Source organism: Xanthomonas graminis pv. graminis (genome assembly GCF_030168915.1).
Taxonomy (GTDB): Bacteria; Pseudomonadota; Gammaproteobacteria; order Xanthomonadales; family Xanthomonadaceae; genus Xanthomonas_A; species Xanthomonas_A translucens.
Map to the genome: position 1 here is coordinate 1,128,689 of NZ_CP076255.1, position 15,791 is coordinate 1,144,479.

The following is a 15,791-nucleotide window of genomic DNA, read 5'->3' on the forward strand; positions in this document are numbered from 1 at the left end:
GGCAAACGGAAAACGCCGCTTTTCAGCGGCGTTTTCTTCTCCATCATGGCACAACGCGTGCCAGCCGGCTTACCACCAGCCGCGGCCCCAGCCCCAGCGCGGACCCCACGGATCCCACGGGCCATACGGACCGTAGGGGTAGGCGGGCACCACGTCGACCTGGCGCACCACCGGCCACAGGTAGACCACGTCGGCGTCGATCTTCGGCAGCCGGTAGTCGTACTCGCCGATGCGGGTGCTTTCGTAGCCGGACACGTGACCGATGAAGGTCACCTCGCGGCCCGGTTCGAAGACCGCCGGATCGTAGAAGCCGGCGCGGCAGGCGACGAAGCGACCGTCGCTGGCGTCGGCCGCATCGCTGTCCGGACGGCCGCTGGCGCTCAACGGCCGCGACAGGATCTGGAAGCAGGTCTCGCCCTGGCTGGGCTTGGTCTGGATGATCTTGCCGCCCCAGCGCACCGAGGCGCCGACCTGCTGGCCGGCAACCGAGTCGCGCGGGGTGACGGTGGCGAACTGACCTTGCAGCGGCTTGGGCGCGGTCGCGCAGGCGCCCAGGGCAAGCACCGCCATGACGGGGAACAGCAATCGGATCTTCATCGAGATGCTCCGGTATGCGGACGGTGCCTGCGCAGGTCGCGCAACAATGAAGCGCTGTCCGAATCCGCGCCAGCGTAGCGCGAATCGGCGAAACGCTGGCTGAGCGAAAGCAACGCGTTTGCCTCCATCACCTGGTGGACACGCGACGCCCACGCCAGCGCCGGTTCATGCGCCGCGCGGCCCAGGCCGAGCCGGGCGTAGCGCCGGCCCAGCCGGCGCCAGGCGCGCAGCAGCGGGTCGCGCTCGCGTTCGCCGCGGGCCAGCAGCCAGGCCATCCAGCCCAGCAGCAGTGCGGCGCAGCCGGCGAACAAGGCGACCAGCTGCGCCGGCTCCAGCCTGGCGATGCCCAACGCGCTCAGCAGCCGCTGCTGGCGGTTGGCGTCGAACGACAGCACCAGGTCGTTCCAGCCGCGGCGCAGCCAGTCGCCGACGTCGCGCAGCTGCCAGTCGGCGCCGCCGCCCTGGGCGCCGGCATTGGTGCCGAGGCGGTCTTCCAAAGTGTCGTAGATGCGTTCCGGGGCGACCGCGGCGGTCGGGTCCACGCGCACCCAGCCGCGTTGCGGCAGCCAGACCTCGGCCCAGGCATGGGCGTCCATGCGCCGCACCACCCAGTAGCCGCCGAACGGATTGCGGGTGCCGCCGGCATAGCCGGTGACCACGCGCGCGGGGATGCCGGCGCCGCGCATCAGCACCACGAAGGCGGAACTGAAGTGCTGGCAGAAGCCGGCCTTGTGCTGGAACAGGAATTCGTCGACGCCGTTGCGGCCGGGCAGCGGCGTCTCCAGGGTGTAGGCGAAGTCGCGGCCGATCCATTGCAGCGCGCGCGCCACGATCGCGGCGTCGTCGGCGCCGGCCTGTTGCCGCCATTGCCGGGCCAGCGCCAGGGTGCGCGGGTTGTAGCCGGGCGGCAGCGCCAGCGCGCGCTGGCGTTGCGCCGGCGCCAGTTCGGTCTCGAAGCGCAGCGGCGGCGCCGAGCGCAGGCGCCAGCGGGTCAGCGCGCCGAGCGGGCGCTCGCTGTGCAGCACGTAATCGGCGGAGAGGCGGGTGCCTTCCGGCACCTGCAGCGGCAGGTCCAGCGCGACCAGCTGGCGGCGGTCGGTCGGCTCCACTTCGATCTGGTAATCCCACGCGGCCGCACCGGTCTGCACCGCCGGCGCCGGCAGGTATGCGTTGCCGCGTTGCGCACGCCAGGTGCTGCCGTCGAAATCCCACAGCACCGGCCCGCGCCAGTAGCGCTGCGCCGGCGCCGGCACGCGGCCGAAGAACTGCACGCGCAGCGCCGGGGTGTCGTCGGCCATCAGGTCCAGCCACTGGCCCGGGCTCATCGTGTCCGACAAACCAGGCCGCGCCAGCGCGCGCTCGGGCACGCCCCACAGCGGCGAGCCCAGGCGCGGGAACAGCCAGAACGCGGCCAGCGCCAGCGGCAGGCCCAGCACCAGCAGCCGGCCGACGCCGCGCAATTGGCCGCGCAGCGGCGGCGCGGCGCTGTGTCCTTCCTGGTCGGCCAGGCGCTGCATGCACAGCAGCGCGGCGATCACCGCGGCCAGCCCCAGCAGCATCGTGATCGGCCCCTGGTCGAGCAGGAACGCGGCGAACGGCGCGAACAGGGCGAAGCCGAGCAGGCTGCGCGCGTCGCGCAGCGTCTTCAGTTCCGACGGTTTGATCGCCAGCATCGCCGCGAGCATGGCGCAGCCGGTGTCGCGGCCGAAGCGCATGCCGACCTGCCAGTAGATCGCCGCCAGCATCGCCGCCACCAGCAGCAGGCGCAGCGCGGCCGGCAGCGGCCGCCAGGCCGAGCTGGCGCCGATCAGCAGCGCGGTCGCCGCGAACAGCAGCGCCAGTGCGGCGGGCAACTGCAGCAGCAGCGGCAGCAGCGCCAGCAGGCCGGCACCCAGCGCCCAGTGGCGGCTGCTGTCGCGCAGGGCGGGCGAGCGCGACTCAGCCATGCGGCAGCAGCGCCAGCGCGCGCAGGCACAGGTGTCGATGCTGCGGGCCGCGGCCCGGGCCCAGCGGCGGCTGTCCGGGCAGCAGCAGGCGGTAGCGGCGGCCGTCGCGCTCGGCCTCGTTGACCCAGCGCGCCAGCCGCGCGATGCGGCGTTCGTAGGGCAGCGCCGGCAGGCTGAGCCAGTCCAGTACCACGTCCACGCCGATCGGGCGTTCGTATTCGCGCACCAGCAGGGTGTCGCGGCGCGCCGAGTGCTTCCAGGAGATCGCGCGCGGCGCGTCGCCGGCGCGGTACGGGCGCAACTGCTGCAGTTCTTCGCCGAGCGCGTGCAGGCGGGTCTGGGTCGGGGTGCCGTCGCCGTGCGGCAGCGGCGGCCCGTCGTGTTCGGGGTGCGGATAGACCAGCAGCGGCGCGTCCGGCCAGAACCAGGCCCAGGCGCACAGCAGGCCCAGCGGCTGGGTGGTGGAAATGCGGATGCGCTGCAGGTCGAGCCAGCCGCGGCGTTCGGTGGGCAGTTCCAGATCGGCTTCGTTGCCGCCGTCTCCGTGCAGGTCGATGCAGGTGTGCCGGTCGGCATGCGCCACGCGCAGGCCGCGGCGGTGCCGGGCGTCGTCGGCGGCCAGCGCCAGGCGCAGCCGCAGCGGCGTGCCGGTCGCGACCGGGTCGGCCGACAGCGCGTCCAGGCGCAGTCCGGACAGCTGCAGGTGCGCCGCGATCGCGCTGGCGATGGCGGCCGCGCCGAGCAGCAGCGCCAGCAGCAAGGCCGGGTTGTTGTTGTAGTTCAGCGCGCCGAGCAGCATCGCGCCGAGCAGCAGCGCCAGGAAGCCGCCGAACGGGGTGGGCAGGATGTAGATCCGGCGCCGGTCCAGCCGCACCGGCAGCGGCTCGGGATCGCGCGGCCGCGCCAGCTGTGCCAGCGCCTGCCGCCACTCGCGCAGCCGTACCCGCATCGGCCTCAGTCCACCGCCACGCTGTGCAGGATCGCCTTGGCCAGCGCTGGCCCGGAGGCCGATTCCTGTTCGGCCACCAGGCGGTGCTCGGCCACCGCCACGAACAGCGCCTGCACGTCCTCGGGCAGCGCATGCGCGCGGCCGAGCAGCAGCGCGTGCGCCTTGGCCGCGCGCAGCAGCGCGATGCCGGCGCGCGGCGACAGGCCCACGCGCACGCCCGGATGCTGGCGGCTGCGCGCGAGCAGCGCCTGCACGTAGCCGATCAGCGCGTCGCTGGCGTGGATCTGCTCCACGCTGCGCCGCAGCGTGGCCATGTCGGTGTCGCTGAGTTGCGGCCGCGCCTGTGCGATCAGGTCGCGGCGGTCGCGGCCGCTGAGCAGCGCGCGTTCGGATTCGGCGCTGGGATAGCCCAGCGCCAGCCGCAGCAGGAAGCGGTCCAGCTGCGAGTCGGGCAGCGGGAAGGTACCCGACAGGTCCACCGGATTCTGCGTGGCGATGACGAAGAACGGCGCCGGCAGCGGATGCGTGGTGCCGTCCAGGGTGACCTGCTGTTCGGCCATCGCTTCCAGCAGTGCGCTCTGCGTGCGCGGCGGCGCGCGGTTGATCTCGTCGGCGAGCAGCACGTGGGCGAACACCGGGCCGGGATGGAACTGGAACTGACGCGATTGCGCGTCGTACACCGATACGCCAAGCACGTCGGCCGGCAGCAGATCGGAGGTGAACTGCACGCGCTGGAAGCTCAGGCCCAGGCTCGCCGCCAGCGCATGCGCCAGCGTGGTCTTGCCCAGTCCGGGCAGATCCTCGATCAGCAGATGTCCGCCGGACAGCAGCGCGACAAACGCCATGCGCACCTGTTGCGGCTTGCCCAGGACCAGCGCATTGACCTGCTGCTGGGCCTGCACGAGCGCCTCGCGCAGCGTATCGGTTAGCATTTCCGGCAAGCGGGGCAGAGTAGGCATCGCATTCTCGCAACGGGTTTAGGGGAGTCTAAGGGCAATGCAAGGCGAACAACGTGCACGCAACACCTTCATGGTGCTGTGGACGCTGGTCACCGCAGCCAAGCTGCTGGTGGCCGCGCGTCTGCCGTTGTTCGTGGACGAGGCGTTCTACTGGCAGGAAGGCCAGCACCTGGCCGCCGCCTATTCGGATCTGCCCGGATTGACCGCCTGGCTGGCGCGGCTGGGCGTGGCGCTCGGCGGCGATCACCTGCTAGCGCTGCGCGCGCCGTTCCTGCTGCTGTCGGCGCTGATGCCGTGGCTGATCGCGCGCATCGGCACACGCTGGTTCGGCGCGGTGGCCGGCTGGCGCGCCGGCAGCCTGACCTTGCTGATGCCGCTATCGGGCACGCTCGGCATCCTCGCCCTGCCGGACGTGCCGATGGCGCTGGCGACGATCCTGTGCATGGACGCCAGCGCGCGGCTGCTGCGCCAGATCGATGCGATGAGCGCGGTGGAACTGGCGCTGGGCCTGACCCTGGGCGCGCTGAGCCATTACCGCTTCGCCGGGGTGATCGGGGTCGGCGCGATCGCGCTGCTGCTGATCCCGCAGGGCCGGCGCATGCTGCGCGATCCGCAGGTCTGGGTGGCGCTGGCGATGGGCATCGTCGCCTGGCTGCCGTTGCTGGCCTGGAATGCCGACAACGGCGAGGCCGGGGTCAAGTTCCAGCTGATCGATCGGCACCCCTGGAGCTTCCAGCCCGGCGGCATCGCCTTCGTGCTGATCCAGGGCCTGCTAGTCACGCCGCTGCTGGCGGTGGCGATGTGGAAGGTGGCGCTGGTGGCCACGCGCGGCGGCGGCAGCGGCGGGGCGCGCGTGCAGTGGCGCTATTTCGGCCTGCTCGGCGGCGTGTCCACGCTGGGCATCTTCCTGCTCGGCTTCTTCACCGATGCCGAGCGCATCAGTTTCCATTGGCCGCTGCCGGGGTACCTGGCCTTGCTGATCGCCGCGCCGGTGATCCTGCACGGCTGGCCGAAACCGCTGCGCCGCGCGACCTGGCTGCTGACCGGGCTCGGCCTGATCGGCGCGTTCGGCTATTACCTGGCGGTGTCGGTGCCGTCGGTGCGCGAGCACGCCGCCGGCGACAAGTACTACCCGCGCAACTTCGCCGGCTGGAAGCCGCTGGCGTCGGCGGTGCGCCGCGAACTGGCGGCGATGCCGCCGGGCACGCAGGTGCTGGCGGACAATTTCAAGGTCGGCGCCGAACTCGGCTTCGAACTGGGCGATGCCGATATCCAGGTGCTGCCGCATCCGTTGAACGACAAGCACGGGCGCAGCGCGCAGCTGCGCCAGTGGGGCCTGCTCAGCGACGGCCGCCGCGACGGGCCGCGCTTGCTGGTGCTGTCGCCCAGCGACATGAAGTACCGCTTGCTGCTGCAGCGCTACCACGCGCTCTGCACGCTGGTCGGCCCGTTGCCGCCGCCGAAAGTGGTGTCCAGCGACCACGGCAGCCAGCGCTTCCTGCTGTTCGCGCTGCCGGCGCAACGCCTGCCCGGGCCGTGCACGACGCCGGCGATGGCCTGGTTCAACACGCCGGACATGGGCGGCAAGGTGGCGCGGCATTTCGAGGTGTCCGGCTGGGCGTTCAAGGACGGCGTGGGCATCGCCCGGGTCGAGGTGCTGCTCGACGGCAAGGTCGCCGCGCAGGCGCGCTACGGCGAGAGTTACGACATCACCGCGTACTGGAAGATCTCCACCGATCCCGGCCATCCCAATGTCGGCTTCCGCGCCGAACTCGATGCCAGCGGATTGGCGCCGGGCACGCATTGGCTCGGCCTGCGCCTGCACGGCCGTGACGGCAGCGTCGAGGACTGGTGGGAACAGCCGATCGAACTGCGCCGCCGCTAGCATGGCGCGCCTTTCCACGCCTGCAGCACAGGACCGCCCGCCGCCCATGCCGCGCCTTTCCTCTGCCCACGCCGCAACGATGCCGCGGATCGCGGTACTGGTGCCCTGCCACAACGAAGCGGCCACGATTGGCCAGGTGGTCGCCGCGTTCGCCGCGCAGCTGCCGACGGCCAGCATCCACGTGTTCGACAACAATTCCAGCGACGCCACCATCGAGCGCGCACGCGCCGCCGGCGCGCAGGTGCGCGAAGTCGCATTGCAGGGCAAGGGCAACGTGGTGCGGCGCCTATTCGCCGATGTCGATGCCGACGTGTACGTGCTGGTCGATGGCGATGCGACCTACGACGCGGCGATGGCGCCGGCGCTGGTCGAGCGCCTGCTGCGCGACGGGCTGGACATGGTGGTCGGCGCGCGGCGCGGCGACGCGGCCGCCGCCTATCGCGCCGGCCACCGCCTCGGCAACGTGCTGCTGACCCGCTGCGTGAGCTTCCTGTTCGGATGCAGCTTCGACGACATGCTGTCCGGTTACCGGGTGTTCTCGCGGCGCTACGTGAAGTCGTTTCCCGCGCATGCTGCCGGCTTCGAGACCGAGACCGAACTGGCGGTGCACGCCCTGCAGTTGCGCATGCCGGTGGCGGAAGTGGCCACGGCCTACGGTGCGCGGCCGCAAGGCTCGCAAAGCAAGCTGCGCACCTGGCACGACGGCATGCGGATCCTGCTGACCATCCTGCGCCTGTTCAAGGCCGAGCGGCCGTTGCGGTTCTTCTCGCTGGGCTTCGGCGCCTGCGTGCTGCTGGCGCTGGTGCTGGCGGTGCCGCTGGTGGTCACCTATGTGCATACCGGCCTGGTGCCGCGCTTCCCGACCGCGATCCTGTGCTCGGCGCTGGTGTTGCTCGGCTTCCTGTTGCTGGCCTGCGGCCTGATCCTGGATACGGTCACGCGCGGCCGGGTCGAGGCCAAGCGCCTGGCCTATCTGGCGATCCCGGCGCTGCCGTTGCGTTCGCCACCGCTGTGTCCCAGCGCCGAAGACGACAACCCATGAGTGCGGCAAGCGCCGCAGCGCCGCGTCCGCAGCGCCGCCAGCGGTTGCTGCGCGCGCTGGATCGCCGCTTCGCCTTCCACCGTCGCGGCAATGTGATCGCCGCCGGCCTGGCGGTCGCGCTGCTCGGCGGCCTGCTGTCGTTGCTGCTGGGCCAGGACGCCAACTGGGACCTGCGCAATTACCACCTGTACAACGGTTATGCCGCATTGCACGGCCGCCTCGGCGTGGACCTGGCGCCGGCGCAGTTGCAGAGCTACTTCAATCCGCTGCTGGACGTGCTGCACTACGCGCTGATGAGCGGCCTGCCGGCGCCGCTGGCGGGCTTCGCGATGGGCGCGTTGCACGCGCTGGCGTTCCTGCTGCTGGCCGGCATCGCCTGGCAGGTGCTGGATCCGCGCCTGGACCGCGCGCGGCTGGCGCCGTGGCTGGCCCTGGCCGGCATGTGCAGCGCCGCGTTCCTGTCCGAATTCGCCGGCACCATGGCCGACAACAGCAGCGCGCTGCCGGTGCTCGGCGCGCTGCTGGCCGCGCTGCACGCGCAGCGCCGGCAACAGGCGGCCGGGCAGGGCGTGGCGGTGGCGTGGTGGGCGCTGGCCGGTGCCTTGCTGGGCCTGGCGCTGGCCTGCAAGCTGACCAATGCGCTGTTCGCGCTCGCGCTGGGCGTGGCCGCGCTGGCCGCGGGCGGGCGCGCGCGGCAACGCATCGGCGGCGCCGCGGTACTGAGCTTGGTCACCGTGCTCGGCTTCGCGGTCCTGGCCGGGCCGTGGCTGCTGGGCGTGTGGAAGGCGTTCGGCAACCCGCTGTTCCCGCAGTTCAACAGCCACTTCCTGGCGCCGCTGGCGCAGCCGGTCGCGCTCAGCGATACGCGCTGGCTGCCGCAGGGGTGGCTGCAGTGGCTGAGCTGGCCGCTGCACTTTTCGCTCGCACCGAACCGGGTTGGCGAGGTCGGCTTGCGGCAGATCGTCTGGCCGTTGCTGTACCTGGTCGGCCTTGCGTCGCTGCTGCGGTTCGCACTGCGCCGGCCACGCCGGCCCGCGGCGGCCAGCGACGTGGTCGCGCCGGCGTGGCGCGCGTTGCTGGTGTTCTTCGTGGTCGCGTACCTGGCCTGGCAGGCGGTCTTCAGCATCCAGCGCTATCTGGTGGTGCCGGAGCTGTTGGCGCCGCTGCTGCTGTGGGTCGGACTGCGGTGGCTGCTGCCGGCGCGCATCGCCGCGCCGGCGGCGCGCTGGACGCTGATCGCCTGCGCGCTGGTCGCCGTGCAAGGCCGGGGCGACTGGGGCCACGAGCACTGGGCGCGCGCGGCGTTCCGGGTACAGGCGCCGCCATTGCCGCAGCCGGCGCGCAGCCTGGTGCTGCTGGTCGGCGACGCGCCGCAGTCGTGGCGCATCCCGTTCCTGCCGGCGCAGGCGGCGTATGCGTCGGTGGCGTCCAATTTCCCCGAATCGCCGGCCTATGCCGAGCGCGTGCGGGCGCTGCTGGCCGAGCGCGGCCAGGGCTATGCGCTGCTGCCGGCGACGGTGGACCGCAACGCCGAGCGCTTGCGGCGGCTCAATGCGCTGGCCGCGCGGCTGGGCCTGGACCGTGGGCCGGACTGCCGGCTGATGCGGCGCCTGGCGCGTCAGCCGGTACGCGCGGCGCTGGTCGAGCAGGATGGCCGCTGCCAGTGGACGATGCTGCCGGAACGGGCCATCGACATCGCCGCCGGCGACCGCGCGGCGCGGGCCTTGGCCGACCAGCAACTGGCCGGCTACGGCCTGGCCTTGCAGCCGGAGACGTGCGCGGTCTACGCATCCTGGGTCGGGCAGGCGCGCTTCCCGTACCAGTGGTGCCGGGTGAGCCGGCGCTGATCGCGGCGCGCGGTCAGGGCAGCACGTAGCCGGCTTCGCGCAGCAGCCCGGCCAGGCCGATCAGCGGTAGCCCGACCAATGCGGTCGGGTCCTGGCTGTGGATCGCGCTGAACAGGCTGATGCCCAGGCCTTCGCACTTGAAACTGCCGGCGCAATCCAGCGGCTGCTCGGCGGCGACGTAGCGGGCGATCTCCGCGGCCTGCAGCGTGCGGAAACGCACTTCGGTCAGGTCGCACAGCTGCAGCCCCTGTTCCCCACGCAGCAGGCACACCGCGGTATGGAAACGCACGCTGCGTCCGGACATCGCCGCCAGCTGCGCCTGTGCGGCGGCGACATGGCCGGGCTTGCCCAGTGGCTGGCCGTCGAGCTCGGCGACCTGGTCCGAGCCGATCACCCAGGCATCGGTGGCGCCCGCGGCCACCGCCGCGGCCTTGGCCCGCGCCAGGCGCTGCGCCAGCGCCAACGGCGCTTCGCCAGGCAGCGGCGTCTCCTCGACCTGCGGGCGCATGCTGTCGAAGGGCAGGCGCAGGCGCTGCAGCAGTTCGCGGCGGTAGACGGAGGTGGAGGCCAGGATCAGGCGCGGCATCGGCGTTCGGGCAGGGCGGCGCAGGCGCCGGGGCCGGCAGTCTGCGGCGCTGGGTGCGACCGGGCAAGCCGGATGACGGAACGGTTTGACAGCGCCCCCGGCAGTCCTTAGCATTATGCGGCTTATGTCCGCGAACGTGCCCGAACTGTTGGATGCCTGGCGGATGGTCGCAGCGCGCAGGGTCTTCGAAGACCGCCTGCCGCTCTCGGCGATGACCCGTCTGCAAGGCAGTCTGGCCGATACCGAAGGCGAATGCCGCTACACGCTGGAATTCGGCCGCGACGCTGTACTGCAAGTGTCCTACGTCGAACTGACGCTCGAAACCGCGCTGCCGCTGATCTGTCAGCGCAGCCTGCAGCGCTTCCTGCTGCCGGTGTCGAGCGTGCAGCGGCTGGGACTGATCCGCAGCGAGGCCGAAGAGGCCGCGCTGCCGCCGGAGTACGAGGCCTTGCTGGTGCCGGACGACGGCATGCTGCGGCCCGCCGATCTGGTCGAGGACGAGTTGGTGTTGGCGGTTCCGCTGGTGCCGGTGGCGCCCGGAAGCGAGGCGGTCGAACAGGACTGGCCGGCGACCGAGGAAGAAATGAGCAAGGCCAACCCGTTCGCGGCGTTGGCGGCGCTGAAGAAACAGTAGCGGCCGGCCCGCCGGCCCGCTGCCTTGAAGGTTGTTGCCGGACGCGCGCGTCCTGCGCGACGTAATGACGACAGATGTAAACGAACCGAGTTTGGAGCAATCCCATGGCTGTGCAGAAATCCCGTGTCACCCCGTCCCGCCGCGGCCAGCGCCGTTCGCACGACGCCCTCAGCGCCAAGCAGCTGTCGACCGACCCGACCAGCGGCGAGATGCACCTGCGCCACCACATCACCCCCGACGGTTACTACCGCGGCAAGAAGGTGATCGCCACCAAGACCTCGCAGGTCGAAGAAGATTGATCCGTGCCCGTCCCTCGCGCCGCGGCGGACGGAGTCACCCATCTTCACAGGCCGCGCCACCGCGGGCGGCCTGCGCAACAGGCAACAGGAATCAGCATGAGCAAGCGGATCTATTCCAGGATCGCGGGCACCGGCAGCTATTTGCCTGAAAAAGTGTTGACCAACGACGATCTGTCGCACATGGTCGATACCAGCGACGAATGGATCCGCAGCCGTACCGGCATCCGTGAGCGGCACATCGCCGCGCCGGGCCAGACCGCGGGCGACCTCGGCTACGAAGCCGCGCTGAAGGCGATCGAGGCCGCCGGCATTGAGGTCGCCGCGCTGGACATGATCGTCGTCGGCACCACCACGCCGGACCTGATCTTCCCGTCCACCGCCTGCCTGATCCAGGCGCGGCTGGGCGCGGTCGGTTGCGCCGCGCTGGACGTCAACGCCGCCTGCTCTGGCTTCGTCTACGCGCTCAGCGTGGCCGACAAGTTCATCCGCTGCGGCGACGCCAGGACCGTGCTGGTGATCGGCACCGAGACCCTCAGCCGCATCGTCGACTGGACCGAGCGCACCACCTGCGTGCTGTTCGGCGACGGCGCCGGCGCGGTGGTCCTGCGTGCGGACGAAGACACCGGCATCCTCAGCACCCATCTGCATGCCGACGGCAGCAAGAAGGAACTGCTGTGGAATCCGGTCGGCATCGCCACCGGGCTCGGCGACGGCAGCGGCGATGCATCTGCCGGCGGCATCCAGATGAAGGGCAGCGAGGTGTTCAAGTACGCGGTCAAGGCGCTGGACGCGGTGGTCGACGAGACCCTCGACGCCAACGGCCTGAACAAGGGCGACCTGGACTGGCTGATCCCGCATCAGGCCAACCTGCGCATCATCGAAGCCACCGCCAAGCGCCTGGAACTGTCGATGGACCAGGTGGTCGTGACCGTGGACATGCATGGCAACACCTCGTCCGCCTCGGTGCCGATGGCGCTGGACGTGGCGGTGCGTTCCGGCCGTGTGCAGCGCGGCCAGCTGCTGTTGCTGGAAGCCTTCGGCGGCGGCTTCACCTGGGGCTCGGCGCTGCTGCGCTACTGAGTCCGGGCATCCCCGCGGCATGGCGCCAGGCGTGCCATGGCCCACGGCAGGGGCGGGCGCATCGCGCGCCGCTCCGAATCACAGAATCTCGTTGCGACCTACCTGGCGGATGGCCGCAGCGTTGCGCCGTGCGCGAACCGGCTGCGCGAGGGCCTGCGCCGCAGCTCGCCCCGCGAGCGCGCAGCGCTGCCGCGGCGGCCCGCAGCGGGTGTGGCGCTTGCCGTGGCCGCGCTTGCCCGGCGCCGCACAATACGCCCGGGTACAGACGCAGGGCCGGTTTCGCCCGTATCATCGCCGCTCGATTTTTGCAGGCGCATCCGCGTGACAGATTCCACACTCGCCTTCGTGTTCCCCGGCCAGGGCTCGCAATCGCTGGGCATGCTGGCTGAACTGTCCGAACTGCACCCGCAGCTGCGCGACAGCTTCGTCGAGGCCTCCGACGGCGCTGGCGTCGATCTGTGGGCGCTGACCCAGGGCGGCCCCGAGGAAATGCTCAACCGCACCGAATACACCCAGCCGGCGCTGCTGGCGGCGAGCGTGGCGCTGTGGCGGTTGTGGCTGGCCCAGGGCGGCGCGCGTCCGGCGCTGCTGGCCGGGCACAGCCTGGGTGAATACAGCGCGCTGGTCGCGGCCGGCGCGTTGTCGCTGCGCGACGGCGCGCATCTGGTGCGCCTGCGCGGGCAGCTGATGCAGGACGCGGCCCCGGCCGGGGTCGGCGCGATGGCCGCGGTGATCGGCGCCGAGGACGCGCTGGTCGAGGAGGTCTGCGCGCAGGCCGCCGGCAGCCAGGTGTTGGTCGCGGCCAACTACAACGCGCCCGGCCAGGTGGTGATCGGCGGCGACGCGGCGGCGGTCGAGCGCGCGCTGGCGCTGCTGGCCGAGCGCGGCGTGCGCAAGACGGTGAAGCTGGCGGTCAGCGTGCCCTCGCATACGCCGCTGATGCGCGAGGCGGCCAACCGCCTGGCCGAGGCGATGCGCGGCATGGCCTGGCACGCGCCGCAGCTGCCGGTGGTGCAGAACGTGGATGCGCAGGTGCACGACGGCGTCGATGCGATCCGCCAGGCGCTGGTCGAGCAGTTGTACCTGCCGGTGCGTTGGACCGGCTGCGTGCAGGCGCTGGCCGCGCGCGGCGCCACCCGCGTGGCCGAATGCGGCCCGGGCAAGGTGCTGACCGGGCTGATCAAGCGCATCGACAAGTCGCTGGACGGTCGCGCGCTCGCGACCCCGGCCGACTTCGCCAGCGCGCTCGAGACCTGGGCCGCCTGATCCCGCCGCCACCTCCTTTAACGCGGCGCCTCGCGCGCCGTCCTTCCCCCAAGGAACAGCAGATGAGCAAGCCATTGCAGGGCGACGTCGCCCTCGTCACCGGCGCCAGTCGCGGCATCGGCGCGGCCATCGCCGACACGCTGGCCGCGCAGGGCGCCACCGTCATCGGCACCGCGACCTCCGCCTCCGGCGCGCAGGCGATCGGCGAACGGCTGGCCGCCCACGGTGGCCACGGCCGCGCGCTGGACGTCACCGACCCGGCCGCGGTCGAGGCGCTGATCGAGGCGATCGGCAAGGAATTCGGCGCGGTCTCGATCCTGGTCAACAACGCCGGCATCACCCGCGACAATCTGCTGATGCGGATGAAGGAAGAGGACTGGCAGGCGATCATCGACACCAACCTGACCAGTGTGTTCCGCACCTCCAAGGCGGTGCTGCGCGGCATGATGAAGGCGCGCAAGGGCCGCATCGTCAACATTGCCTCGGTGGTCGGGGTGACCGGCAATCCGGGCCAGGCCAACTACGCCGCGGCCAAGGCCGGGATCATCGCCTTCTCCAAGTCGATGGCCAAGGAAATCGGCTCGCGCGGCATCACCGTCAACGTGGTCGCGCCCGGCTTCATCGATACCGACATGACCAAGGCGCTGCCCGAGGCGCAGCGCAACGCGCTGCTGGCGCAGATCGCGCTGGGCCAGCTCGGGCAACCGGCCGACATCGCCAACGCGGTGGCGTTCCTGGTCGGCCCCGGCGCCGGCTACATCACCGGAGAGACCCTGCATGTGAACGGCGGGATGTACATGCCGTAAGCCTGCGGCGCAAGGACTGCGCCTAAGTGGCTGATCGGCAGGCGTTTGTACAGCGATGCAAGCGCCGGGCGGTTTCCACTACACTATCCAACGCAGCCATCGCAGCCCGATGGCGTATTCGAACCACCACTACTCCATCTGGAGCGATATCCCAATGAGCACCATCGAAGAACGCGTCAAGAAAATCGTCGTCGAACAACTCGGCGTCAAGGAAGAAGAAGTGACCAACAGCGCATCGTTCGTCGATGACCTCGGTGCCGACTCGCTTGACACCGTCGAGCTGGTGATGGCCCTGGAAGAAGAATTCGAGTGCGAGATTCCGGACGAAGAAGCCGAGAAGATCACCTCGGTGCAGCAGGCCATCGACTACGTCAAGTCGCACGTCAAGAGCTGATACCTCGTTCGATCGCGATCGGCGCCTGCGTGGCCCCGATCCGCGTGACAATCCCATGGGGCCGCGCTTGCGGCCCTGTGTTTTTAAGGCATCAAAGCCGCGCGCATCCGCAGTGAGGAGATTTCGCAATGAGCCGTCGCGTCGTCGTAACCGGCATGGGCCTGGTATCGCCGTTGGGCAATGACCTGGCCAGCAGTTGGGATGGAATCGTCAACGGGCGTTCCGGCATCGGCCCGATCACCCAGATCGATGCGTCGCAGTTCACCACCAAGATCGCCGGCGAGATCAAGGATTTCGATCCGACCAAGTTTATGTCCGCCAAAGACGTCAAGAAGATGGATTCGTTCATCCACTACGGCGTCGGCGCCTCGTTCATGGCGCTGGACGATTCGGGCCTGGTGATCGACGACAGCAACGCCGAACGCATCGGCGCGATCCTCGGTTCCGGCATCGGCGGCCTGCTCGGCATCGAGGAGCAGACCATCAAATTCCACGAGGGCGGCGCGCGCAAGATCTCGCCGTTCTACGTTCCCAGCACCATCATCAACATGCTGCCGGGGCAGGTGAGCCTGATCAAGGGCCTGAAGGGTCCGACCTTTTCGGCGGTGTCGGCCTGCGCCACCTCCAACCATTCGATCGGCACCGCGCTGCGCATGATCCAGCACGGCGATGCCGACGTGATGCTGGCCGGCGGCGCCGAGCGCGGTTCCTCGCCGACCTCGGTCGGCGGTTTCTGCGCGATGAAGGCCATGTCCACCCGCAACGACGATCCCGTCGCCGCCTCGCGGCCGTGGGACAAGGGCCGCGACGGCTTCGTGCTCGGCGACGGCGCCGGCGTGCTGGTGCTGGAAGAATACGAACACGCCAAGGCGCGCAGCGCGCGCATCTATGCCGAGCTGGTCGGCTTCGGCGCCAGTTCCGACGCGTTCCACATGACCGCCCCGAGCGAGGACGGCGAAGGCGCCGCGCGCAGCATGCTGGCCGCGATCAAGGACGCCAAGCTCAACCCCGAGCAGATCGATTACCTCAACGCGCACGGCACCTCCACGCCGCTGGGCGACCTGGCCGAGACCCTGGCGATGAAGCGCGCGCTCGGCGACCACGCTTACACGACCATGGTCAGCTCGACCAAGTCGATGACCGGACACCTGCTCGGCGCGGCCGGCGGCGCCGAGGCGATCTTCTCGGTGATGGCGCTGCACACCGGCATCATCCCGCCGACGATCAACCTGGAAGAACCCGGCGAAGGCTGCGATCTGGACTACGTGCCGAACGTGGCGCGCGAGAAGAAGATCGACGTGGCGATGTCCAATGGGTTCGGCTTCGGTGGGACCAATGGGACGTTGGTGTTCAGGCGGCTTTGAGGTTGGCAGAGTTGGGACCGGGGACCCGGGATCCGGTCGGGACTCGGGACTCGGGACTCGGGACTCGTAGAGCCTACTTGCTGATTTGAATCGCGAGCTGGTTTTGGCGCGACTTTTTCTGATGCGAAAAAGCGCCT

15 protein-coding genes are annotated in these 15,791 nt (G+C 70.6%); 10 read left to right on the forward strand and 5 right to left on the reverse strand.

What is annotated here, in order from left to right; genetic code table 11:
• Positions 1-69: 69 nt before the first annotated feature.
• The 4 genes from KHF85_RS04975 to KHF85_RS04990 are packed head-to-tail and all read right to left on the reverse strand — an operon-like array spanning position 70 to position 4,451.
• The gene (locus KHF85_RS04975; protein ID WP_053836357.1) at positions 70-597 is read right to left on the reverse strand and encodes a Slp family lipoprotein; all 528 of its coding nucleotides are present in this window, start codon (positions 595-597) and stop codon (positions 70-72) included.
• Positions 594-2,543, reverse strand: a complete 1,950-nt coding sequence (locus tag KHF85_RS04980) for a transglutaminase family protein (protein WP_284568725.1) — start codon at positions 2,541-2,543, stop codon at positions 594-596. The genes KHF85_RS04975 and KHF85_RS04980 overlap by 4 nt, the downstream gene beginning before the upstream one ends.
• Complete coding sequence (locus KHF85_RS04985; protein WP_284568726.1) at positions 2,536-3,492, reverse strand: DUF58 domain-containing protein; 957 nt, start codon at positions 3,490-3,492, stop codon at positions 2,536-2,538. The genes KHF85_RS04980 and KHF85_RS04985 overlap by 8 nt, the downstream gene beginning before the upstream one ends.
• Positions 3,493-3,497: 5 nt before the next feature.
• Positions 3,498-4,451, reverse strand: a complete 954-nt coding sequence (locus tag KHF85_RS04990) for an AAA family ATPase (protein ID WP_284568727.1) — start codon at positions 4,449-4,451, stop codon at positions 3,498-3,500.
• A 37-nt stretch (positions 4,452-4,488) separates the two neighbouring features.
• Here KHF85_RS04990 and KHF85_RS04995 point away from each other — a divergent pair, with 37 nt between their 5' ends.
• From KHF85_RS04995 to KHF85_RS05005, 3 genes are all read left to right on the forward strand, one after another.
• Positions 4,489-6,336, forward strand: a complete 1,848-nt coding sequence (locus KHF85_RS04995) for an ArnT family glycosyltransferase (RefSeq protein WP_284568728.1) — start codon at positions 4,489-4,491, stop codon at positions 6,334-6,336.
• Between the two features lie 79 nt (positions 6,337-6,415).
• Positions 6,416-7,378, forward strand: a complete 963-nt coding sequence (locus KHF85_RS05000) for a glycosyltransferase family 2 protein (RefSeq protein ID WP_284568729.1) — start codon at positions 6,416-6,418, stop codon at positions 7,376-7,378.
• Entirely contained in the window at positions 7,375-9,225 is a 1,851-nt protein-coding gene (locus tag KHF85_RS05005; protein WP_284568730.1) for a glycosyltransferase 87 family protein, read from the forward strand. The genes KHF85_RS05000 and KHF85_RS05005 overlap by 4 nt, the downstream gene beginning before the upstream one ends.
• A 13-nt stretch (positions 9,226-9,238) precedes the next feature.
• On the opposite strand, the gene KHF85_RS05010 is transcribed toward KHF85_RS05005, so the two are convergent.
• Complete coding sequence (locus KHF85_RS05010) at positions 9,239-9,811, reverse strand: Maf family nucleotide pyrophosphatase (protein WP_284568731.1); 573 nt, start codon at positions 9,809-9,811, stop codon at positions 9,239-9,241.
• 124 nt (positions 9,812-9,935) lie between these two features.
• On the opposite strand from KHF85_RS05010, the gene KHF85_RS05015 reads away from it, so the two are divergent.
• From KHF85_RS05015 to fabF, 7 genes are all read left to right on the forward strand, one after another.
• On the forward strand, positions 9,936-10,445 hold the full coding sequence (locus KHF85_RS05015; RefSeq protein WP_009608204.1) for a YceD family protein: 510 nt from the start codon (positions 9,936-9,938) through the stop codon (positions 10,443-10,445).
• A gap of 104 nt (positions 10,446-10,549) precedes the next feature.
• The gene (gene rpmF / locus KHF85_RS05020) at positions 10,550-10,744 is read left to right on the forward strand and encodes a 50S ribosomal protein L32 (RefSeq protein ID WP_064537994.1); all 195 of its coding nucleotides are present in this window, start codon (positions 10,550-10,552) and stop codon (positions 10,742-10,744) included.
• A 96-nt stretch (positions 10,745-10,840) separates the two neighbouring features.
• Entirely contained in the window at positions 10,841-11,824 is a 984-nt protein-coding gene (locus tag KHF85_RS05025) for a beta-ketoacyl-ACP synthase III (RefSeq protein WP_284568732.1), read from the forward strand.
• 321 nt (positions 11,825-12,145) lie between these two features.
• Positions 12,146-13,090 carry an ACP S-malonyltransferase gene (fabD, locus tag KHF85_RS05030; protein WP_284568733.1) on the forward strand — a complete coding sequence of 315 codons (945 nt, stop codon included), beginning with the start codon at positions 12,146-12,148 and terminating at the stop codon, positions 13,088-13,090.
• Positions 13,091-13,152: 62 nt separating this feature from the next.
• Complete coding sequence (gene fabG / locus KHF85_RS05035; protein WP_237649434.1) at positions 13,153-13,896, forward strand: 3-oxoacyl-ACP reductase FabG; 744 nt, start codon at positions 13,153-13,155, stop codon at positions 13,894-13,896.
• Positions 13,897-14,050: 154 nt separating this feature from the next.
• Complete coding sequence (gene acpP / locus KHF85_RS05040) at positions 14,051-14,290, forward strand: acyl carrier protein (protein WP_003468806.1); 240 nt, start codon at positions 14,051-14,053, stop codon at positions 14,288-14,290.
• A 128-nt stretch (positions 14,291-14,418) separates the two neighbouring features.
• Positions 14,419-15,654 carry a beta-ketoacyl-ACP synthase II gene (fabF, locus tag KHF85_RS05045; protein WP_284568734.1) on the forward strand — a complete coding sequence of 412 codons (1,236 nt, stop codon included), beginning with the start codon at positions 14,419-14,421 and terminating at the stop codon, positions 15,652-15,654.
• Positions 15,655-15,791 lie beyond the last annotated feature (137 nt).